The sequence below is a fragment of the Enterobacter sp. RHBSTW-00175 genome (genome assembly GCF_013927005.1).
Lineage (GTDB): Bacteria > Pseudomonadota > Gammaproteobacteria > Enterobacterales > Enterobacteriaceae > Enterobacter.
Window position 1 is genome coordinate 4,561,064 of the sequence record NZ_CP055930.1, and the last position, 21,737, is coordinate 4,582,800.

23 protein-coding genes and 1 pseudogene are annotated in these 21,737 nt (G+C 52.2%); 10 read left to right on the forward strand and 14 right to left on the reverse strand.

Features of this window, described 5'->3' with window-relative positions; translation table 11 throughout:
- Positions 1 to 9 precede the first annotated feature (9 nt).
- Together mlc and bioD are read left to right on the forward strand one after the other, a co-directional pair.
- Positions 10 to 1,230, forward strand: coding sequence for a sugar metabolism global transcriptional regulator Mlc (gene mlc / locus HV107_RS22050; protein ID WP_182060840.1), 1,221 nt, complete (start codon positions 10 to 12; stop codon positions 1,228 to 1,230).
- 130 nt (positions 1,231 to 1,360) lie between these two features.
- Positions 1,361 to 2,056 (forward strand): dethiobiotin synthase, encoded by a 696-nt coding sequence (gene bioD, locus HV107_RS22055; RefSeq protein WP_182060841.1) that lies wholly within the window; start codon positions 1,361 to 1,363, stop codon positions 2,054 to 2,056.
- Here bioD and clcB read toward each other — a convergent pair.
- The 6 genes from clcB to HV107_RS22085 form a co-directional block, all read right to left on the reverse strand.
- Positions 1,991 to 3,301 (reverse strand): voltage-gated ClC-type chloride channel ClcB, encoded by a 1,311-nt coding sequence (gene clcB / locus HV107_RS22060; protein WP_182060842.1) that lies wholly within the window; start codon positions 3,299 to 3,301, stop codon positions 1,991 to 1,993. The genes bioD and clcB overlap by 66 nt on opposite strands.
- A 102-nt stretch (positions 3,302 to 3,403) precedes the next feature.
- Positions 3,404 to 4,552, reverse strand: coding sequence for an osmoprotectant ABC transporter ATP-binding protein OsmV (gene osmV / locus HV107_RS22065; RefSeq protein WP_182060843.1), 1,149 nt, complete (start codon positions 4,550 to 4,552; stop codon positions 3,404 to 3,406).
- Complete coding sequence (gene osmW, locus HV107_RS22070; protein WP_182060844.1) at positions 4,552 to 5,199, reverse strand: osmoprotectant ABC transporter permease OsmW; 648 nt, start codon at positions 5,197 to 5,199, stop codon at positions 4,552 to 4,554. Before osmW ends, osmV begins: the two co-directional genes overlap by 1 nt.
- Before the next feature lie 8 nt (positions 5,200 to 5,207).
- On the reverse strand, positions 5,208 to 6,107 hold the full coding sequence (gene osmX / locus HV107_RS22075; protein WP_182060845.1) for an osmoprotectant ABC transporter substrate-binding protein OsmX: 900 nt from the start codon (positions 6,105 to 6,107) through the stop codon (positions 5,208 to 5,210).
- 18 nt (positions 6,108 to 6,125) lie between these two features.
- Positions 6,126 to 6,839, reverse strand: a complete 714-nt coding sequence (gene osmY / locus HV107_RS22080; RefSeq protein WP_182060846.1) for an osmoprotectant ABC transporter permease OsmY — start codon at positions 6,837 to 6,839, stop codon at positions 6,126 to 6,128.
- Between the two features lie 280 nt (positions 6,840 to 7,119).
- On the reverse strand, positions 7,120 to 8,061 hold the full coding sequence (locus HV107_RS22085) for an NAD-dependent epimerase/dehydratase family protein (RefSeq protein WP_182060847.1): 942 nt from the start codon (positions 8,059 to 8,061) through the stop codon (positions 7,120 to 7,122).
- 101 nt (positions 8,062 to 8,162) lie between these two features.
- On the opposite strand from HV107_RS22085, the gene HV107_RS22090 reads away from it, so the two are divergent.
- A complete protein-coding gene (locus tag HV107_RS22090) occupies positions 8,163 to 8,561 on the forward strand; it encodes a MerR family transcriptional regulator (RefSeq protein ID WP_182060848.1) in 399 nt (132 codons plus the stop codon).
- 13 nt (positions 8,562 to 8,574) lie between these two features.
- On the opposite strand, the gene HV107_RS22095 is transcribed toward HV107_RS22090, so the two are convergent.
- Complete coding sequence (locus HV107_RS22095; RefSeq protein ID WP_182060849.1) at positions 8,575 to 9,750, reverse strand: MFS transporter; 1,176 nt, start codon at positions 9,748 to 9,750, stop codon at positions 8,575 to 8,577.
- An 83-nt stretch (positions 9,751 to 9,833) separates the two neighbouring features.
- Between HV107_RS22095 and HV107_RS22100 the strand changes: the two genes are divergently transcribed.
- On the forward strand, positions 9,834 to 10,334 hold the full coding sequence (locus HV107_RS22100) for an Lrp/AsnC family transcriptional regulator (RefSeq protein ID WP_182060850.1): 501 nt from the start codon (positions 9,834 to 9,836) through the stop codon (positions 10,332 to 10,334).
- A gap of 31 nt (positions 10,335 to 10,365) precedes the next feature.
- On the opposite strand, the gene HV107_RS22105 is transcribed toward HV107_RS22100, so the two are convergent.
- From HV107_RS22105 to HV107_RS22135, 7 genes are all read right to left on the reverse strand, one after another.
- Positions 10,366 to 10,989 (reverse strand): glutathione S-transferase family protein, encoded by a 624-nt coding sequence (locus HV107_RS22105; protein WP_182060851.1) that lies wholly within the window; start codon positions 10,987 to 10,989, stop codon positions 10,366 to 10,368.
- A gap of 63 nt (positions 10,990 to 11,052) precedes the next feature.
- Positions 11,053 to 12,291, reverse strand: a complete 1,239-nt coding sequence (hxsC, locus tag HV107_RS22110) for a His-Xaa-Ser system radical SAM maturase HxsC (RefSeq protein ID WP_182060852.1) — start codon at positions 12,289 to 12,291, stop codon at positions 11,053 to 11,055.
- A complete protein-coding gene (gene hxsB, locus HV107_RS22115; RefSeq protein ID WP_182060853.1) occupies positions 12,288 to 13,745 on the reverse strand; it encodes a His-Xaa-Ser system radical SAM maturase HxsB in 1,458 nt (485 codons plus the stop codon). Before hxsB ends, hxsC begins: the two co-directional genes overlap by 4 nt.
- A gap of 218 nt (positions 13,746 to 13,963) precedes the next feature.
- Complete coding sequence (hxsD, locus tag HV107_RS22120; RefSeq protein WP_182060854.1) at positions 13,964 to 14,341, reverse strand: His-Xaa-Ser system protein HxsD; 378 nt, start codon at positions 14,339 to 14,341, stop codon at positions 13,964 to 13,966.
- A gap of 45 nt (positions 14,342 to 14,386) precedes the next feature.
- Positions 14,387 to 14,701 carry a hypothetical protein gene (locus tag HV107_RS22125; RefSeq protein WP_182060855.1) on the reverse strand — a complete coding sequence of 105 codons (315 nt, stop codon included), beginning with the start codon at positions 14,699 to 14,701 and terminating at the stop codon, positions 14,387 to 14,389.
- Positions 14,702 to 15,013: 312 nt separating this feature from the next.
- Entirely contained in the window at positions 15,014 to 16,201 is a 1,188-nt protein-coding gene (locus HV107_RS22130; protein WP_182060856.1) for an MFS transporter, read from the reverse strand.
- A gap of 48 nt (positions 16,202 to 16,249) precedes the next feature.
- Positions 16,250 to 17,377 (reverse strand): alpha/beta hydrolase, encoded by a 1,128-nt coding sequence (locus HV107_RS22135; RefSeq protein ID WP_182060857.1) that lies wholly within the window; start codon positions 17,375 to 17,377, stop codon positions 16,250 to 16,252.
- Between the two features lie 113 nt (positions 17,378 to 17,490).
- Here HV107_RS22135 and HV107_RS22140 point away from each other — a divergent pair, with 113 nt between their 5' ends.
- The 6 genes and pseudogenes from HV107_RS22140 to HV107_RS27420 form a co-directional block, all read left to right on the forward strand.
- A complete protein-coding gene (locus tag HV107_RS22140; RefSeq protein WP_182060858.1) occupies positions 17,491 to 18,375 on the forward strand; it encodes a LysR family transcriptional regulator in 885 nt (294 codons plus the stop codon).
- 871 nt (positions 18,376 to 19,246) lie between these two features.
- Positions 19,247 to 19,465 (forward strand): hypothetical protein, encoded by a 219-nt coding sequence (locus HV107_RS22145; protein ID WP_182060859.1) that lies wholly within the window; start codon positions 19,247 to 19,249, stop codon positions 19,463 to 19,465.
- 28 nt (positions 19,466 to 19,493) lie between these two features.
- Positions 19,494 to 19,925: a hypothetical protein gene (locus tag HV107_RS22150; RefSeq protein ID WP_182060860.1), complete on the forward strand. Its 432-nt coding sequence runs from the start codon at positions 19,494 to 19,496 to the stop codon at positions 19,923 to 19,925.
- A 195-nt stretch (positions 19,926 to 20,120) separates the two neighbouring features.
- Entirely contained in the window at positions 20,121 to 20,435 is a 315-nt protein-coding gene (locus tag HV107_RS22155; protein ID WP_182060861.1) for a PTS sugar transporter subunit IIB, read from the forward strand.
- A 99-nt stretch (positions 20,436 to 20,534) separates the two neighbouring features.
- Positions 20,535 to 21,485, forward strand: coding sequence for a helix-turn-helix domain-containing GNAT family N-acetyltransferase (locus HV107_RS22160; protein ID WP_182060862.1), 951 nt, complete (start codon positions 20,535 to 20,537; stop codon positions 21,483 to 21,485).
- Between the two features lie 81 nt (positions 21,486 to 21,566).
- A pseudogene (locus HV107_RS27420) lies at positions 21,567 to 21,701 on the forward strand (glyoxalase); the annotation flags it as partial.
- Between the last annotated feature and the right edge of the window lie 36 nt (positions 21,702 to 21,737).

Here is a 21,737-nt window from a genome sequence, read left to right on the forward strand (position 1 = left end):
GAGTACGAGGTGGTTGCTGATAGTCAGCCAGGGCACATTGATCAGATTAAGCAGACCAACGCTGGCGCGGTTTATCGCCTGATTGATCAGCTTGGTCCGGTTTCGCGTATCGATCTTTCGCGCCTGGCACAACTGGCACCTGCCAGTATTACCAAAATTGTTCGTGAAATGCTGGAAGCACATCTGGTTCAGGAGACCGAAATTCAGGAGCCGGGCAGCCGTGGCCGCCCTGCGGTGGGGCTGGTGGTGGAAACCGAGGCGTGGCACTACCTGTCGCTGCGTATCAGCCGTGGCGAAATTTTCCTCGCCCTGCGCGATCTGAGCAGCAAACTGGTGGTTGAAGACCGCCTGGAGCTGCCGCTTGATACAGAACAGTCACTTCTGGACGCGATCCTCACGCATATTGACCAGTTCTTTATTCGCCATCAGCAGCGTCTTGAGCGCTTAACGGCGATTGCCATCACCATGCCGGGTATCATCGACACGGAAAACGGGATTGTGCATCGGATGCCGTTTTACGATGGCGTCAAAGAGATGCCGCTTGGCGAAGTGCTGAAAAACCATACCGGCGTGCCGGTCTATATTCAGCACGATATCAGTGCCTGGACGATGGCAGAGGCGCTGTTTGGCGCATCCCGCGGCGCACGCGACGTTATTCAGGTGGTTATCGATCATAACGTGGGAGCCGGAGTCATCACTGATGGTCGTCTGCTTCATGCCGGTAGCAGCAGCCTGGTGGAAATTGGCCATACTCAGGTCGATCCCTATGGTAAGCGCTGCTACTGCGGTAACCACGGATGCCTGGAAACCATCGCCAGCGTTGAAAGCGTGATGGAACTCGCGCAGGTGCGACTGAGCCAGTCGATGAGTTCTACGTTGCATGGCCAGCCGTTAACGGTTGATGCCCTGTGTGCGGCGGCGAGGCAGGGCGATCTGCTGGCAAAAGATATCATCACCGGTGTGGGCAATAACGTCGGCCGCATTCTCGCCATCATGGTGAATTTGTTTAACCCGCAAAAGATATTGATTGGCTCACCGCTCAGCCAGGCGGCGGACATCCTGTTCCCGGCTATTTCAGATTGCATTCGCCAGCAGTCACTCCCTGCATACAGTAAGAATATCGTGGTCGAAAGCACCCAGTTCTCGAACCAGGGAACCATGGCCGGTGCGGCGCTGGTAAAAGACGCCATGTACAACGGTTCGTTACTGATTCGTTTGCTCCAGGGCTAACTCATTTCCACAGATGTAAGAAAAATTGCGCTATCTCAAGCCGGGTAGCGTATGCATCCCTTAGACTTCCCTCACTGAATTATTTACCTGGTTTATATTTTCGAGGCATCACCAAGAGGTGGGATGAGTCATGCTTAAGCGTTTCTTTGTAACGGGTACTGATACCTCTGTCGGCAAGACCGTTGTGTCCCGTGCTTTGCTGCAAGCCCTGGCGGCAAACGGTAAACATGTAGCAGGGTACAAACCGGTCGCAAAAGGCAGTAAAGAGACGCCTGAAGGACTGCGTAATAAAGATGCGCTGGTCCTGCAAAGTGTCTCAACGCTGGAATTGCCGTATCACGCCGTAAATCCTATCGCGTTAAGCGAAGATGAGAGCAGCGTGGCGCACAGCGGCCTTATCAATTACACCCTTTTGTCAGACGGCCTGGCAAACCTGAGTGAAAAGGTTGACCACGTTGTTGTCGAGGGGACGGGCGGCTGGCGCAGCCTGATGAACGATTTGCGCCCGCTGTCAGAATGGGTTGTTCAGGAACAACTGCCGGTCATTATGGTGGTGGGCATTCAGGAAGGGTGCATCAACCATGCATTGTTGACAGCACAGGCGATTGCCAATGACGGCCTGCCATTGATGGGGTGGGTAGCAAACCGCATCAATCCGGGGTTGGCGCATTACGCTGAAATTATCGATGTGCTGAGCAAAAAACTGCCTGCGCCATTAGTTGGCGAGTTGCCTTATCTGCCCCGTGCCGAACAGCGCGAGCTATCGCAGTATATCAATCTCTCCGCGCTCGGTAGGATGTTGTCCGTAGATAGAGTCGTGGCGTAACGTTCTCGACAGCACCGAGGCAATCACACAGGCAACCAGTAAACCGGGCAGCAGCGAATACTGTCCGGTCATTTCACAGACCATCAGTGCCGACATAATCGGTGCATGTGTGGTGGCCGCCAGCAGCGTTGCCATTCCCGCCAGCCCCAGCAAAATCGCGGTTTCTGAACCGGGAAACCATAGCGCGAAGATCTGCGCAAACAGCATTCCTGTCGCCATACCGACGAACAGTGTCGGGGTGAACACCCCGCCCGGCGCGCCCGAACCGCTGCTTGCCAGCACCGCCAGCAATTTGCAGATAAAGACCCCGGCAATTACCGCCAGCAACGGCGGGGAGAGCAGAAATGCCTGTACCACGCTGTAACCATTGCCCCAGACTTTTGGCGTCAGTAGCGACAACAGCCCGACAATCAGGCCGCCAAGCGCAAGCTGGAACGGCGGCGAGAGCTTGAGCCGCAGAAAAAGAGCGTGGCTGGCGTTCATCAGCCACATCAGCAACGGGCCACACACGCCCGCCAGCAGTCCCATCCCCAGCATGAGCGCATAATCAACGGCGGTCAGCGTGTCGCTAAGATGCACCTCATAGAGCGTACTGGCACCCGGGCTGAGCAGACGCGTGGTGAGCAATGCCACAACGGCCGCAATCACCACCGGACCAAGTGAGGCCAGCATCAGCGTGCCAAACAAAATCTCCGCGATGAACAGGCTTCCGGCCAGCGGCGCATGGTAGGCGCTGGCCATCCCGGCCGCGGCACCGCAGGCAATCCACAATTTCCATTCTGATTTCGGGGTGAAGCGTTGGGCAAAAAACGATGCGGCGAGCGCCGCAAGCAGGATCATCGCGCCTTCACGGCCAATGGCGCTGCCGCTGGATACCACCAGCAAAGATGCCAGCGATTTAACAAGGCTGGCACCGTAGTCGAACTGCCCGTCGCCCGTTTCGAGGGCTTCCATGTAATCGGTGGGCGCCTGAGGGCGTTGTGCGGTCAGCCGTTGCCATCCCCACAGCAATAACCCCGCCGCCAGCCCACCCAGTGCCGGCGTGAGTGCCCGTCTCAAGGGGGAAAGTGCGCCCGCAGCATTCACCAGGCTGCCGCTCTGGTTAGCCAGAAACAGCCATTCAAGCAGAAACATCGCGTGGCGAAAAACAGCAACAGCCAACGCGGCCAGCACGCCTGTAAGAGTGGCAATCAGGAACCGGCGAAACATGGCGCGAATGTCGGGGTAAGTATGAAGACGTTGCATGGGGCACGCGTAAACGGGAAAGATACAATATTGTGATGGGAAATCGCGAGGTTAGCAAAAGGTATGCGTGCGAAAAAAGGCCGGGCATTGCCCGGCCTGGTATCAGCTCTCGCTAGAAATATTCAGCGCCCGACGTGTGCGCCCTGAGCTCAGGTACTCTGCAATGTAATCCTGAGAAATTTCTCCGTTATAGCGCCCATCTTCATCGACAATCGGCATCCAGCTGGCGTTGCTCTCGTACAGACGAGACAACACCACGCGCAGGTTATCTTCGGCTTTGCCCGTCATGCGGAACGGGTGCAAGATATCGCGGCACGTTCCGCTGGTGTTCCGCGCTTCACGGCGCTTCACAAAGCCCAGCGGTTTACCCTGGTCATCCACCACGGTAATGGCGCGGATATCGTTGTCATCCATTGTGGCAAAGGCTTCTGGCAGTGGCGTCGCTTCACGCGCCGTGATGGTAGGCTGCTGATCGGTCACATCACCGGCAGAAACCAGCAGCAGGCGCTTCAGGGTTCTGTCCTGCCCGACAAACGAGCCGACAAACTCATTCGCCGGTTTCGCCAGCAGCTCGTCCGGGCTGGCGCACTGAACTATCCGCCCCTGACGGAAGACGGCGATCCGGTCGCCAAGTTTTAGCGCTTCATCGATATCGTGGCTCACCAGCATTACCGTCTTTTTCAGCTTACGCTGCATCTCCAGGAACTGATTCTGGATCACCTCACGGTTAATCGGGTCGACGGCGCCGAAAGGTTCATCCATCAGCAACACTGGCGGATCTGCCGCCAGAGCGCGGATCACCCCGATACGCTGCTGTTGCCCGCCGGACATCTCACGGGGATAGCGGTTCAGGAACTTATGCGGATCCATCGCCACCATGTCCATCAGCTCTTGCGCGCGGGTTTTACAGCGGGTTTTGTCCCAGCCCAACATGCGCGGCACCACGGTAATGTTCTCTTCAATGGTCATATTCGGGAACAGACCGATTTGCTGGATGACGTAACCAATGTTGCGGCGCAGGGTGACGGTATCCATGGTGCTGGTGTCTTCGCCGTTGATGAGGATCGTCCCGCTGCTGGGGGTTATCAGGCGGTTAATCATCTTCAGGGTTGTGGTTTTCCCGCACCCGGAAGGGCCAAGCAGGACGCACATTTCCCCTTCGGGGACATTCAGGTTGACGTTGTCGACAGCCTTCACGGTCAGCCCTTCTTTCTGTGAAAAGTGTTTGCTGAGATTTTCCAGTTTTATCATTATCGAATCCCCTTTGGAGTCAGCACGACCTGGAGGCGATGCAGCAGCCAGTCGAGCACAATCGCTAAAAGACAAATCATCAGTGCGCCCGCAATCAACATTCGGATATCGCTGCCGCCAATGCCGTTAAGCAACAGCAGGCCCAGCCCGCCCGCGCCGATGACGGCGGCAATCGCCATGACCCCAATATTCATCACCACGGCGGTGCGGATCCCGCCGAAAATCACCGGCAGCGCCATTGGAATTTCGACCCAACGCAGGCGCTGCCAGAAGGTCATACCGATGCCGCGTCCTGCTTCCCGCAAGCCCGGCGGCAGGCTGTCGAGCGCGGTATGGGTGTTGCGCACAATCGGCAGTAACGAGTAGAGGAACACCGCCGTAATAGCGGGCAGGGCACCAATACCCTGACCGATCAGCGAAAAGAGCGGGATCATCAGGCCGAACAGGGCAATAGAAGGAATCGTCAGCACAAGAGTGGCAACACCGAGTACGGGCGTGGCCAGCCATTTATGGCGGACAATCAAAATACCCAGCGGCACGCCGGTGATGATGGCTAAGCCAACGGCGAGCGCCACCAGCCACAGGTGCTGTAGCGTCAGGGTTAACAGGTAGCTCCAGTTATCAAGGATGTAATGAACGGTATCCATAGCGCCTCCTACAGCATCTGTTTGCTACGCAGGAAATCACGGGCGACCTGCTGCGGTGACTGATGATCGATATCCACTTTTTTATTCAGTTCGGTGATAACGTCGTTGTTGAGCTGGCCCGAAAGGGTATCCAGCGCCTCTTCCAGCCCGGGATTGGCCGCCAGCGTGTCTTTGCGCACCACAGGGGTCACCGCGTAGCTCGGGAAGAAGCCTTTATCGTCTTCCTGTACCTTGAGGTCAAAACCCTTCACGCGCCCGTCGGTGGTGTAAATCAGCCCGGCATCGACAAAGCCATCGCGCACGGCGTTATAAACCAGCCCCGGATCCATCTGACGGATTTGCGGGCGATCCAGCGCCATGTTGTACGCTGCCTGTAGGGGCTTCATCCCGTCGCTGCGCCCGGCAAATTCCAGGTCTAAACCCAGCAGCCAGTTGTTGTCCGGGTCGGTTTTTCGGATCTGCTCAATCTTGGCCGCTAACTCCGACAGGGTATTGATGTGCTCGGCCTCGGCGCGCTTACGCTGCATGGCAAAGGCATAGGTGTTGTTCATATTCGCGGGTTTGAGCCAGACCAGACCGTGCTTCGCGTCCAGGCGTTTTACCGTCTCGTAAGATTCCTGCGGCGACATGCGTTTGTTGATGTGGTTAAAGATGATGAGGGACGTACCTGTGTACTCCCAGGTCATATCAATCTGCTTATTGATCATCGCGTTACGGGAAATCACCGTTGCGATATTGGTTTGCGGCTGCACCTGAAAGCCCTTCTTTTGCAGGTACTGTACGGTCATAGCCGAGAGAATATGCTGTTCGGTAAAGCTCTTGGTCGCCAGAATCAGTGGCGCGGCGAGCGTCTGGCTGGAAAAAAGCGCCGCAGCACAGAGCGCCGTGAGGCCGGAAAGTAATCTCATAAAAGCTCCTTGTTATTGTTATCGAGCGAGATGCGGACTCATCACGCGACCCAGCGCAGCCAGCAGGGTATCGAGGATAAGGGCGAACAGGGCGGTGGCCGCTGCGCCTAAAATCAGCGTCGGGAAATCGTTAAGGTAGATGCCGGGAAAAATCAGCTCACCGTAGCTGCTGGCACCAATCAGGAAGGCCAATGGTGCCGTACCTACGTTGATCGCTGTGGCAATGCGAATACCGGAGAGCATCACCGACCAGGCGTTGGGGATTTCGATCTGAAGCAGACGTTGCCGCCGCGTCATTCCGATGCCGTTCGCGGCTTCCAGCAAGGACGCTGGAACCGAGCACAATCCGGCGTAGGTGTTTCGCACAATCGGCAGCAGAGACGCCAGGAACAGCGCGATAACGGCAGGTTTATCGCCAATGCCGATCACCACCATCGCCAGTGCCAGAACGGCCAGCGGCGGCAGGGTATTGCCCACGTTAAAGATTTGCATCACGTATTCTGCTATCCCGCGTGCTGCGGGGCGACTCAGCAAGATCCCGCCTGGGATGCCAATCAGCAGAGCGAAGAACATCGACGAGAAAACCAGTATCAGGTGCTGCTGCCCGAGGTAGAGCAAATCAACCTGGCGCGCTTTGATTGTCTCAAGCCCAATGCCCCAGATCAGAAGAGCAAGGACAGCGATAATGGCGGCGATAAAAAGCAGAGAACGTTTTAGTAATGACGCGTGCATTGCGGTGTGTCTCCCTGTGCTCATGCGTTATAGCAACCACAGGTTGCCTGTTGTTATGCCATGTTTTGGCAGGGGTAGATGAGCTATAGCAAGTGACCGGGAAGGGTTCCAGCGAAGAGGGGAAATCAGTAACCCTATGATTAATGAGTAAACCTTGTGTCAGGCCAGATGAGGTAAGGGCTGGCTATGGGAGAGGCAGAATAGTCCTAAAGACGAAAATTGAATGTGACAATGTCACATATTGGGCCGCGAGCCCGGTATGCGGGCGACGCGGTTTACCTTACAACGTGCCGGACTTGTTCCATTCCTGCCTGATTTTCTCCAGCCCTTCACGGTAGGTGGTGACGGCGAAATCGGGGAAGCGCTGTTTAAATTTTGCTGACTCAAACAGGTTATCAAACTCATACCTCGGCAGCAGTTCGCGTATTTCACGGGCACCCTTCGAAACGACTCCTGCCACAGTAAACGCCAGTTTACTGATGACGCTGTAATCCGCCTGCTGGCCGAAGATGTCACAGGCGAGCGTGACAAATTGCTGGTAGGTAAGACGGTCATCGCAGCAGGGCAAATGCCAGCTCTGACCGTAGGCGTCGGGCGTATTGCCCAGCACGGCCAGCGCGCGGCTGGCGTCAGGTGTCCAGATGAGCGTGCGGAGTTTATAGTCACGTACCGGAACGCGCGGCTGTTTGCCGCTTTTGAGTTTGTCGAGGATCAGCGCATTGGTGAGGCTTTGCGTCTTTCCGGGCCCGTAAAACTCGGGCGCACGTCCGATAAGAACGGGGATCTCTGCACGTTTCATCTCATCAAGCACTCTGTCTGCCATCTCTGCCCGCACTTTTCCTTTTCGCCCGCGCGGGGCAAAGCATGTCTCTTCGGTTTGCGGTGCGTTGCTCTGGGGGTACATATAGGTATTGTCAAAATAGACGAATTTGGCCCCGGCCATTCGGGTGGCTTCAAGGACATTTTTCAGCATGGCCGGGAACTGTCGCTCCCACAGGGCGGAGTCGGGCGGCAAACCGGCGGCAAAATAGACCGTATCACTGCCTTTCACCGCGTTCCGGGTTTGCTGCGCATCGAGCAGATCGGCGGCGAACGTCTCATCGCTGTCGTTAACTTTCTGCGGATGGCGGCTGACCAGTCGCAGGTCATCGGTGTAATCGCGCTTTAACTCGCGGGCCAGTTCGCGGGCAATTTGCCCGCTGGCGCCCAGAATGGTTTGCATTTCAGCTCCTCAGTGAAGACTCATTTTGCGATCGTCAGTTGACCGTGCAAAAAGTATAAGTTTAAAGTTAACTTTAAGGTCAACAGGTAAGGGCAGAGGAAATGAAAATTGGCGAGCTGGCAAAAATCACGGGAATTACACCATCGCGAATTCGTTTTTACGAAGCGGAAGGCCTGCTTCCCAGGCCCTCGCGACAAGGCAACGGGTATCGCACCTATTCTGCGCAAGCGGCAAATCTGCTGAAGATTATCGACAACGCGCAGCGCACCGGTTTTTCGCTTGAGCAAATTCGCCGCTTTCTGCCACAACCGCAAAAACAGTGGGATCATGAGGGACTGATCCAGTCCCTGAACACACGTATTGCGGAAATTGAGACGATGCAAAAACAGCTCGAGGAGAACAAACAAGCGTTGCTGAGCCTGGTCGGCAGTATTGTTAACCGGCCTGACGAGATTTCCTGTGACGACAATATGCAACGTTTGCTGGGGCAGTTGCTTTAAAAACGAGTGGTGGTTATTCCGCATTCACCTGTAAAACATATTCTTTGCGCGCACTCTGCCACGCAATCAGCGCAAGCCCGAGTGCAATAACCGACAGGATAGCGCCAGCCCAGTTGGGTGATGCCAGGCCAAAACCGGCCGCGATGGCGGCACCGCCCGCCCAGGCACCCAGCGCATTCCCCAGGTTGAACATGCCGATATTGACGGATGCCGCCATTGTGGGTGCACCGGCATGGCTTGCGCGATCCATCACCAGTTTCTGAATCGGTGACACTGTCGCAAAACCGAAGGCCGCCATCAGGAATACGGAGCCTGCCGCGACAATCTGGTTATCGACGCCGGCCCAGAACACCAGCAGGACAATTCCCTGTGCGGCGAGGGTGACGAAAAGGGTGCCAAACAGCGAACGGTCTGCAAAGCGTCCACCGATCCAGTTTCCGACTGCCAGCCCAAGGCCAAACAGGACCATCAGCCAGGCGACGCCACCGGCAGAAAAACCGGCTTCTTCGACCATCATCGGCGCGATGTAGGTAATGGAGGTGAAAAAAGCGGCCGGGCCGAATACGGTAATGCCCATCACCAGTAATACCTGAGGATCAACAAACGCACGCAGCTCCGTTTTCAGGGCGATCGGCTTAGCTTTCTCAATGCGCGGCACCAGCAGGGCAATGCTGGCAATGGTGACAAGACCAATTCCGGCAATCACCCAGAAAACCAAACGCCAGCTGAATGTCTGAGCAAGCCAGGTTCCCACCGGGACACCCACCAGATTTGCCAGCGTCAGCCCGGAAAACATAAAGGCAATAGCGCTGGCCTGACGCCCTGGTGCAACCAGCGAAGCCGCAATAATCGAGCCGATACCAAAAAAAGCACCGTGGTTGAAGGAAGTGATTATCCGGCCTGTCACGGCAAGCGCCAGCGTCGGGGCGAGTGCGGTGATGAGGTTGCCGAGCGTGAATATCAGCGCCAGACTCATCAGCATGGTTTTACGCGGAATACGTGACCCCACAATTGTCAGCAGCGGCGCACCGATAAACACACCGAGCGCGTAGGAGGTGGCCATTTGCCCGGCAGCGGGAATGCTGACAGCAAATTCAGCGGCGATTTGTGGGAGGATCCCCGCGATAACGAATTCGGTAAGACCGATGCCGAATGCGCCGATGGCGAGGGCGAAAAGTGCGACAGGCATGTTAACTCCGGTAATGATTGCAGGATGAATGTTATTAAGTAAAATTAAGTATATTCATATTTTTATTCTGCAATCGAGGTTGTATGGGTGACGTTGATAAAGAAAAAGATGGCATTAAGCCGGTGAAGCACAAACCGGCGGATCTTGATGCGATCGACCGAAAAATATTAGGCGCGTTGGCTGAAGACGCCGGGCGGAGTTACGTCGAGTTGAGCGAAATTGTGCATCTTTCAGCCCCGGCGGTTCACGACCGCGTGAAGCGCCTGAAACGCGACGGGGTGATTAAAAACACGGTTGCAGTGCTGGATGGCTGCAAGCTCGGAAGGACGTTATTGACCTTTCTGGTTATCGACACCAGCACGTATAAAGCCACCAGGGATCTGCTCCAGTTCACCAGCCGAAAAGAGGTTGAAGAGCTGCATACTGTTGCCGGGGATGGTTGCGTACTGATTAAGGTGCGGGCTGCCGATACCGAGTCGCTGGAGAACTTCCTGATGGAAATTCAGAGCGTTGACGGCGTGCGTTCCGTGCGCAGTTATATCGCGCTCTCCACCTTCCTGGAGCGTGGGCCGTCTCCGGACTGATTTGCGGCAATCAGAAGACGGCGCATAAGCCTTACACCATTCCGTTATTGCCGTGGCGTAAAAATGCCGGACGCTGGTTAAGGCGCGCAAACCAGGCATCGATGGCCGGGACAGAAGGGTGCTCGAACGGCGTCATTTTCCAGCGGTTTACCGACAATCCCAGCACGATATCCGCAAGGGTAAAGGTATCGCCCGCCGCCCACGCCCCTGTGCGCTGGAGCTGTTGTTCAAGGATGCCAATGCAGTGGTTCCATTCTTTAATGCCTGCGACTATGCGGTCTGGGTCGTTATAGTCCGGGTTCTTGCGCGCCAGCGCCGGGAAGACGTAGCGCCAGGCGTTGTTGAATTCCGTGGCTTGCCAGTCCATCCAGTGTTCAACATTCGCGCAGGCTTTTGGCTCAGAAGGTAGCAAGTCGTCGCGTCCGGCTTTGCGCGCCAGATAGCGACAAATGGAGTTGGATTCCCACAATACAAATTCCGCATCAATCAGCACCGGCACCATCGCGTTTGGGTTAAGGGCGCGAAATTCTTCCGTTTCCGTCGAGGCAAAACCGATGCCGAAATCTTCCTGCTGATAGTCCAGCCCGGCTTCTTCACAGGTCCAGAGTACTTTGCGAACGTTTATCGAGGTGGTTTTGCCGAGGATCTTGAGCATGGTGCAGGTGTCCTTTAGGAATATGAACGAACTAAATAAACAATACACCAGATTGAAATGAATTTATCCTCCAAAACTCAGGTGTTTTTTCTCCGGATTGGTAACAAAAGGACTAATATGGTTGGACAGCCAAAATTTATCTGTCGATGAGCTAAAGAAGCCGCAGCACGCATCGCGTTTTACACATGAGTTACAAACAGGGCTCCAGCTATTCTTGAAGTCGCTTATGCTTTGCTTGCAATAGGTTTGAGTGTCTTCATTAACAATGCATAAAGGAAGATTAAAGACTCTTACATCAATCCCATATAGCTGAAAAATTTCGATTGTGTCGGAGAGCATATCCTTGTACTCCCAGGGGTCGATAAATACGGCTTCACGGTTAAGTTTTGCATATCCCATGTTCTCCATACCCATAAGTGCGATATGCTTAACGAAAAAGAGATTTCGGGAGATAAATTCTGCCAGTGCTGACAAATACTTAACCGTTATTTTGTTGAGTACAACACGGAGTTCAATATCGATCCCATACCGGTAGCAATTTAACAAACCGGCCATGGTTTGATTAAATGCCCCTTCGCACTGAACAACATAGTCATGTATCTCTGAAACATGACCAAAGAGTGGGATCCCAGCGAGCAATTGGTGGTGACCTTTCTGTGCCAAACGTGCAGTATAGCTCTCCTGACTTAAGTAGCGGCCATTCGTCAGTAAGTGTATTAACGTCTGTTGATTCCTATCTGAAATAGCCTCAATAATATTAAGCAGTCCTTCGTTTAACATTGTCGGCTCGCCCCCCGTGATGCAGAGTGTCTCCGGAAAGTGCTTGTCATCAATCAGAGCAAGTGTTTTTAGGATCCGTTGCTCATTATCACCATGATTGATCTCTGATTCAGGTTTTGGCGGCTGCGGGCACATTACGCAAAGGTTGTTACACACTTCAGTCACAAGGAGCGCGTTGTTACGGGAGCTCGCACGGAATAGGCGATGGATCCGCCCACGCTCGCTGATGGTAATGACGTCGCCTTGGCTGAATATCGTCTTCTCTGAAACCACAATAATGGGTATCTCTGTTTGTGCGCTGAGGGTTTCAATATTCAGATTGTCATGCGTACAAATAACAGCGCGTACGTGGCGCAAAGCTGACTCAGGTAGCGGGTTTCCCGGGGACAGAAAGACAATGCTATCTGCTGCAATTTCATTTAATTCAATCGCAACTTTACCCAATAGCGCTGTATTTAGATGCCAGATGTTTTCTGCTTGAGTAGAAAGAAAAAGTGTATCCTCAGTTAATTGTGTATTCATTTCATTCCCCACTGCATCAGAATACGACGAGTCTCGCGATCGCCTTCAACAAATCTTTTAATCACCATCGAAATAATGCCTCTGTTTTTTAAACAGAAATCGTCTTTACCCGGATGCCCGTAAACCGAACCTGTTACCTGATAGCGGCGTACAGGGTCTGCACCACAGTAGGGGGCAAACGCACAGTCAGAACAAACAGGCAGGCAGTCATTCACTCCTGCGGAGGCGAGTTCTTGCATAACTGGGCCGAAAAAAAGTTCTTCTGGGCTATTCTCGAAAACATTACCCATTTTAAAATGCGGATCGCCTGTTTCTGCCATCATTCGGCTTTCATCGCTTGGGTAGATATTGCCATCATAGTTATACAATGTGACGCCAAAACCAGAGCCGCAGGGGGATTGAAGATCAACAAAGCCCGTTGCCCAAGGCGTCATGAGTTTTTTCATGATTAACGCCGCATAGGATTCGCGAAATACGATTCCATCGTGATTAAGGCGAATAATGTAATCGAGACACTTCTCATAAAATGCCAGAAATTGATCTATCGTATAGCCAATTTTATGAAAGTATTTCTGCGCAAAGCCATAAGGATTAAGTTCGCGAATGAAAATACTGCGAAATCCCTGGTTTACGTACTCATTGATGATCTCATCAGGCATACCAAGGCTCTGCCGGGTTGTTGTCATCAGTGCGCTAACTCTGTCAAAGGCATCGCGTTGTTTGAGTTTTTTAAGCGTTGAAACGAGTGCACACCATGCACCTGATTTTGCGTATTTACGGTTAGCATCATGCAGCATCTGAGGGCCATCGAGCGATGTGCTGATTGAAAAATTGTGTTCCAGCAAAAAGTCGAGATCGTCATCTTTCAATTCGCACAGATTCGTGCAAACCACAAATTGAATCTCTTTCACGGTATTTTTACTATTTACTTGGGCAACGGCCTGACGGATGAGGTCCATATTCAACGTGGATTCTCCACCCTGGAATTCAAGCGTCAGCTTGTCCGAAGGCATAGATAAGAATAAATCAATACTCTTTTCAAGGACCTCTGGGCTCATATCATAACGTGATGGATCGGACTGACAGCTCTTACGTGAGGCCTGACAATACACGCAGGAGTTGTTGCAACGAACGGTTAGAACAAAGATATGGAGCTGGGAAAAGTTTTCCAGAAATGATTTCTTTGTTATGTACCGTGAGGAGAGAAAGGTGATCTGGTTATCGTCAATCCTGTCACTGACCATGTGTTTGGCTTTCAGTTCATACCAAAGCGTTTCATCTTCAATCTTTTCCTTACCGATGAGTGCAGTCAGTTGCGTAGGACTAATACACGTCCATTCGCCATAATCCGTCGAAAGGAAATAGTTTCCGTCACCCAGTAGGCTAAATCTGAATGGGAGTAATTGATATGACTGAGAAGCGAACTCAGCAGGGGGCTGAAATCTAACGCTCATTGTTCATGGTGTCCTGTATACTGAGGTCAAGAATGTTAGTAAGGAGTGTATTAATAATGAGAGGTGCATCTGAGAGATATTCTTCACTAATATTCATCCTCAGACAGATTGCCTCATTAATGGTACACTCAACACTCAAATAATCGGTGAATTGTTGAACCATGTTATCTATGGCGTCCTGAGTGTAAAAAAGTGGATCTAGTTTGATTATCATAGTATTACACTACCGATTTTAGAATGTCTTGAGTGTTTTCCTTAACACGGTTTTCAATAAAAACCCCTGCAGGGGAGAACGCTTTTTTAACGATTTCCTCATGCAGAGTTGATGTTTCATCATGAATGATCTGACGCATCTGGTTTTCGTGTAGTGAATATAAAAAATGCTTTGCTACAGTATTCATCTCATGAACGCTACCGTTTTTTTTGTATATAAAGATCCCTACATTATCGTGCTCTAACTTGACGGCATGAATGAAGAAATCATCTGTAAACGCGTAGCAGGTTTTCATTATCGCTTCACGGCTATAGAGACTTTTGTTAAGGGGTAACAAAAAGAACTCGCCTAGTTCATTCTTTCCTTGTGTGACGCTATACATGAGAATCTCCTTCAGGAATGGCCAGCCAGCGGCTGGCCTTGGGTATTAGCACGTAGAGCCAGGCGTGCAGGAATAGTGGCTGGAATGGCTTGCATGACTTGAGTGGCTGTAATGCGCCGCAAATGCTTGCCCATCTAGCGATGGTTTTGCCAGTAAAACAGAAGTGCTGGATTGTTGTGCGCTGTTATTTACTGAAGTTTGAGCCTGTGTTGGCGCAATCATTGGTGTACTGCTACTGGCGAATGATGGGGCGCTCGCACCCGCTATCACTCCAGCAACAATACCAGCAACGATAGGTGTAATACTGTTACCTGAAAGTTCTTTGACAGAGCCTTTTACGACTTTTGGCAATGCTTTCATCTGTAATCCTTATCATAGATAGAGAGATAACAGGATTGTTATCGTGAATATGATAAGGCACTACGATACTCTAATATTATTATATTTATGTTCGTTATTTGATTTTAATCATACAGCGGTTGATTAGATTGGCGTTTAACGGCTCAGTAAAAGTAATCATGTAAACATTAATTATGTCCGGAACGGAATTAATGCATATTTAATATAAGTAGGTGGCTAACGGAAATGTTAATTATAGCGAGCGCCGGAAAATTCAATTAATACCTGTCTAATATATGCCTTAAAAAACATGAAGTTCTATTCTCAGTCAAATCACCATATTGCACTTTTTTGCCTTGACGTGAAAAAGGTCAGTACAACGGCACTCAGCAGTAACAGGCCACTCATCGCAAAGGTGCTCTGCCAGCCGGAATGGTCGAACACCATGCCGCCCACCGTTGAGCCCAGCGCAATGCAGAGCTGGATCACGGCAACCATCAGCCCGCCGCCTGCCTCTGCGTCATCGGGTAAAGTCCGGGCAAGCCATGTCCACCAGCCTGTTGGCGCCGCCGTTGCCAGCATCCCCCAAACGGCAGAGAGCACTGCCACCATCCACACGCTGTGTCCGGCCAGGATTAACGCGCCGGCAATGGCCGCCATCAGAAGTGGGATCGCCATTAACGTCGGGTAAAACGCGGCGTTCAGAACCCGGGCAACGATCAGCGTGCCAATAAAACCCGCCATACCGATGGCGAGCAGGATCAGCGATAAGCCGGAAGGGCTGACACGGGTGACGTTTTCCAGGAACGGCCGGATATAGGTAAATAACGCAAACTGTCCCATAAAGAACAGGCCACAGGCCATCAGCCCTGTACGTACCACGCGCTGGCGGAACAGGCGAAATACGCTCCCGCGCGGGCCCTGATGATTGGGCATGTCAGGCAGGCTAAAACACTGCCAGATAACGGCGACGATGGCGACAGGCACCAGACACAGAAAGGCACCGCGCCAGCCAATGGTCGCACCGAGATAGCTGCCAAGCGGGGCGGCGATGACCGTCGCCAGCGCGTTACCGCCGTTGAAGATAGCCAGAGCGCGGGATACCTGATGTTGCGGCACAAGACGGAGAGCCGTCGCGGCGGACATCGACCAGAATCCGCCGATCGCGATGCCAATAAGCGCACGGCCTGCCATATACATCAGATAGCCAGTCGCGTAGGCAATAATGATCCCCGATATCGCCATCAACATCGTCATGCCCAGCAGCAGATATTTGCGATTCATCTTCCCGGCTAGTTGAGAAAGACTCAGGCTGGTCAGCACCGCCAGCGCACCGGAGATGGCAATGCCATAGCCTGCGAGTCCCTCTGTCACCCCCAGATCCCGGGCGATGGGAGTGAGCTGGCTGACGGGCATAAATTCCGAGGCTATCAGGACGAACACGCACAGGGTCATGGCAAAAATACCGCCCCAGTGCGCAGGTTCAGCGTTTGCTGATGAGGTATGGTTCAGTGTGGACATAGTCAGATTTCACAAAGAGCCACCCGTAAAAACGGGTGGCGTTGCAGGTTATTTCAGGCTGGTTTTGAAGAACTGCTCAAAGTGGGCAAACGGAATTTTTCCGGCAACGTTGTCGTAGAGATCAACATGGTTTGCACCCGGGACAATCACCAGTTCTTTCTGTTTACTGCCCACGGCGTTGAACGCATCTTCAGCAAAATAGCGGGAGTGCGCTTTCTCGCCAGTGACGATAAGCGTCGGGATGGTTATCTCTTTGGCATAACTCAGCAGCGGCATGTTCATAAAAGATAACGGCGTTGTCGCCGTCCATGCGCCGGTTGAGTTGACGGAACGCGCATGGTAGCCACGCGGCATCCGGTAGTAATCAAAGAACTCTTTCAGCACCGGATGCGGGTTTGCAGGTAATGACTCCGGCAGGATACGGTCGGCGACAGTCACCTTACCGCGCTCATCGACATAAATGTCATGGCCCGCATGGGCGAAGGTGCCGCTTTCGGCATCTTTCCAGCGCTGTTCGTTCAGATACTGCAATACGGCATGGCGGTCCGCGGTGGTGTAACGATCTTTCCCGTCGCCCACACCGTGACCCATGGCGCGGCTCATGTCATACATTACGCTGGTGGCGACCGCTTTCACGCGGGTATCCATGGATGCCGCGTTGAGCGCCATGCCGCCCCAGCCGCAGATGCCGAGAATGCCAATACGGTTTCGGTCCACCTCTTTCTGAATACCGAGGAAATCCACCGCCGCGCTAAAGTCTTCGGTGTTGATATCTGGCGAGGCAACGTTGCGCGGCTGACCGCCGCTTTCGCCCGTATAGGACGGGTCGAATGCCAGGGTCACAAATCCGTTTTCAGCCAGAGTCTGTGCGTACAGGCCGCTGGACTGCTCCTTAACCGCGCCAAACGGCCCGCTGACGGCAATCGCCGCCAGTTTGCGGTCGCCACGATCTTTAGGAAGATACAAATCTCCCACCAGGGTTATCCCATAGCGGTTCTGGAATGACACCTTGCGATGATCGACCTTGTCACTTTCGGCGAAGGTTTTGTCCCAGGTGGTCACCATTGAAACGGGGGCGTTTGGGTTGGTAGTTTCTGCATAACTCATTGTCGTGACTCCACTTAATGATGCGCAGAGCAGCATCGCAACTGATAGTTTTTGAGTGAATTTTTTCATAAGAGGTACCGTGCGTTGTTGTGATGCGGCCATTATAGTTAGCAGAAATAGTGCTGATTAGAGGGCTAAAACTGCTAGGATTCATACCATGTTGTTATAAATGTGGGTGTGAGATGGCGAAGCGGGAAAACTACAATGAGCTTTACCTGTTTATGCAGGTAGTGCGGGAAGGAAGCTTTACGGCAGCCGCGCAACGTCTTGGCCTGGCACAATCCGGGATCAGCCGTTCGGTGCGCGAACTGGAAGCGCGGCTGGGCGTTCAGTTGCTGGTACGCACCACACGAAAACTGTCCCTGACTCAGGCTGGCGAGCAACTTTATCGCACCACTGAGTCGGGATTTGATGCGCTGGATAACGGTCTTGCCACCCTGGCGCATTTTCGTGAGACACCCTCCGGCACGGTGCGCATTAATGCCAGCCAGCACGCTATCGACAAATGTTTGCTGCCGAAACTCGCAGTATTTAAGCAGCGCTACCCGGATATCCGGCTGGAGCTGATGAACGAGAGCCGCTTTGTCGACATCATCGCCGAGCGGTTCGATGCCGGCGTGCGGCTGGGGCCGGAAGTGGGGCAGGGAATGATAGCGGTGCGCATCACGCCCGACATGGATATGGCGGTGGTGGGCACGCCGGATCACTTTCGCCGCTACGGTTTCCCGCAAACGCCTGCTGAACTGACGGCTCACCCCTGTATTGCTTATCAGTTCGCCGACGGCAGTCTTTACCACTGGGAACTGGTGCAGGATGAGAAGATAATTACCCATCGCCCAGAAGGACAGTGGTCGTTATCCGACAGCTATATGGAAGCTGAAGCCGCACGGCTGGGTCTGGGGCTGGCGTATGTGCCGGTAGAGCTGGTGGCGGACGACCTTGAACGCGGAACGCTTATCCGGGTGTTGCTGCGCTATAGCCTGCGCATGGAGGGACTGTTCCTTTACTATCCGCACCGCAACGTGTCGCCCGCGCTGAGAGCGGTGATCGATACGCTGAAAATGTAGGCCGGGCGCTGTTGTTCTGGAAGATGCCTCGCAAACCGGCAAAGTAACCTTGTGCAATGATCGCGGTCGTAACGTCACGGTATACCCGCAATCGGGCATAGGGTTCAACCCAATTTTACACTGAGGATGCCTCTTTGACGTTGCTGACCACTGCGCCGCGCTGGTGATAAATTGGGGGATTTTCGTCGTCAATGACCAAAAGGAAATGTCTCGTCATGGTACACTATTGACTGACTAATTTCTCTTTTTTTTCCGGAGATCATCCTCATAAAATGTCTATAAAAGATCACCGCAAGTGGTGATCTTTATGTTTACCCTGTCATTACACACACTGTGCCAGTCAATTTCTGTCAGACACCTCACACTGAAACATGACTAACATCAAACTTTATAGTGTTTTATTTGCACTTCAAATACAGTCTGCGATTACGTGTTTTTACATCAATTTTAAAAAATTAACCAGATTAAAACAAAGACCGGAAGCTTATAGGGAGCGCATTTCTGCTGGCTAAAATTACTGGAAATTTGACTTCACGGGGCTTCAATATGGGGGCGGCGAAGCACTGGAGGGTGGCCATCAGGTGTTACGAAGTGTTGCAGTGCGCGGTATTGGGTAGCCTATTAGACATTTTATAGACTATTTAATTACATTTAAATATAAGTTTGAATAAATAATAGTCACTAATATTACTATTTTGTATTGACTTTAATTTGGCTTTCATTTGAACGGTTTTTGGATATGTGAATGAATCATATACAAGGCTATATTAACAATTTGAAAACACTTTTGTGTGTTGACATGTTTCCACAAAAGCCTCAATTTCCAATCCCGAAACGCGAATACGGTTCAACAGCAGCACGATGAGGCGTTATGAATACCGAACATAATCAAGCAACCCAAAAAGGAAAAGGGAATAAGGACACGCCAGCGTCAAAGCGGGTCATGTTCAGTACCAGACTCGATGAGTCGCTGCATGAAGCAGTCCGGGTGTTGTCTTTCCAGCACCGGAAATCACGGCAGGAAAATACGCGGAACACGCTGCTGAAACAGTTTTGTGAAACCTGCACGCTCTCAAATTATTGCTATTGAAAAAGACGCTAACCGCTAAGGACTGGCCATGAAAAAATTGATGATTGCACTCACGCTGGCGACCGTCGCCGCAGCCCCGGCTCACGCCATCAGTGCCAAATACCGCGAGCAGCTGGAGCGCTCCGGTTGTAATGAAATGAACGCCGGATCTACCTGCGATATCCACAAAACCCCGGCCCAGAATGCCGCAGCGGAGAAGAAAAGCCAGGACTTCACCAAATTCAAAGGCACTTACTCAGTGTTTGCCGCAAACGGCCAGCGTCTCGGTAATCGGGTGATTGTCGTGAAGCCGCACGAGGTTCGTTATGACGGTCATCTGGTAGAGCGACCGCGCGTGATTAATGGCGTACTGCTGTTCAGTGTCGACCTGGCACAATACTCAATCACGGGTACGCGCGGGAGCGAACTGGGTACCTGGCTGGATGACCGCACCAATACTGGCGGCACCATTGGTCATTAACCACAATCGCTAAACAAGCAGACAATCTGTGACTTAAAAGAGATAACCCAATCTTGTCGTTCATCAATATGCCCCGTCATCTTTGCCATAAAGTTCATCAATATAATTATGGGTCCTTCACACAAATATGAGGTAGTGCTCATTTTATGAACATTACGAGTCATATCCTGTGCATAATTCTCAGGAGGTAAAAAGATGAAAAAGCTACTGATATGTTGTTTGTTTGGAAACACAGCAAATTCTCTCGCCAAAAAGATGCAGTTACTGGCGGAACACAAGGGGCATCCTCTTATTGTAGGTGCGGTAGGCCTGGATAATTTTGCGAGCGTGGCTCCCGCTTTCGACGCATTTCTCATTGCCCCGCATATTCAGTATAAGGCCGAGGAGATTGAAAGAATTGTTGGCGACTCCCGTTCTATTGCTGTGATTGAAAGTCTTCCCTATGCCTCACTCGATGCGGAAAAAGTTTTAACGTTTGTGATGGCGCAAATGCCAGAACTGGCGGGCTGACACCAAAGACCGCACCGGGCATGAAGCAGACATTAAGTGATTGACACATTCCCTGCATAGATGGTTGTATGGCTCAACCATCTATGCAGGGTAATACTGATGATTTCTGAACTGAAGAACATACAAACTATACGTGCGGCATCACGCTTAATGGTGCGAGAGCTGGGGTTCATGAACCAAAACCTGGCGACAACGGACTATCCGCCTTCAGCCGTTCACTCCATGCTTGAGGTTGACGCGCACGGGTCAATGACTGCCGCTCAATTGGTTCAGATTTTAGGGTTAGAAAAATCCAGCGTCAGCCGGATGCTTGCTAAACTTGTCAAAGCCGGAGAACTCGAAGAAAACCCGTCCACTGAAGATGCGAGGACGAAGCTGCTAAGCCTCACCGGGAAGGGCAGAGAGACCGTGCGGAACATTAATACTTACGCTGACGAACAGGTCGCAGCGGCACTCGGGAAATTGGATCACTTTACCCAGCACGCTGTGTCACAGGGCCTTTCTTCATATGCCAGCGCGCTGAAAGCAAGCCGCGAAAACAGCGAATGCAAATTGCGAAACAGCGTCGAAATAGTCACGGGTTATCATGCCGGTATGATTGGCCGAATTACTGAAATGCATGGCCGCTATTACGCCAGAGAGCATCACTTCGGTTCTTTTTTTGAAAGGAAGGTTGCCGCAGGTCTTGTTGATTTTTCTGACCGCCTGGAAAAGCCCTGTAATCAGATATGGCTGGCAATGGTGAACGATCGCATAGTCGGCTCAGTTGCAATTGACGGGGAAGACCTGGGAGATAATGAGGCACATCTGCGCTGGTTCATCCTTGACGACGGATGTCGTGGCAGCGGGGTGGGCAGAAAACTCATTGCCGAGGCGATGAAATTTTGCGATGAGCAAAAGTTCTCTTCAGTACAATTATGGACGTTTAATAAACTTACAGCGGCAAGGCGATTGTACGAATCATTCGGATTTGAATTGTCGAAAGAATGGGAAGGCGATCAGTGGGGCAGTACCATTACTGAGCAACAGTTCACCCGAAAAGTCATCTAAACATCCCTCAGTGGTTACTCTTTTGAACGTGGTTTTTTGCGGACATGTGTGAAAACAGCAAGGCCTGCTTTGAGCGAACTGCGGATATTGAGCGAGAAGGGTTATCGCCTGTTAATGGCTAGCCGCACAGAGCCATGGGTACACACAGTCACTCGTATGCTCAGTACTGAAAGGCTGCTCACCGGACGGACGATAACACCCTGGCTTCGCCAGTAGTCTGCGATAGATATGCCAGCCAGCCCTCTGTATATT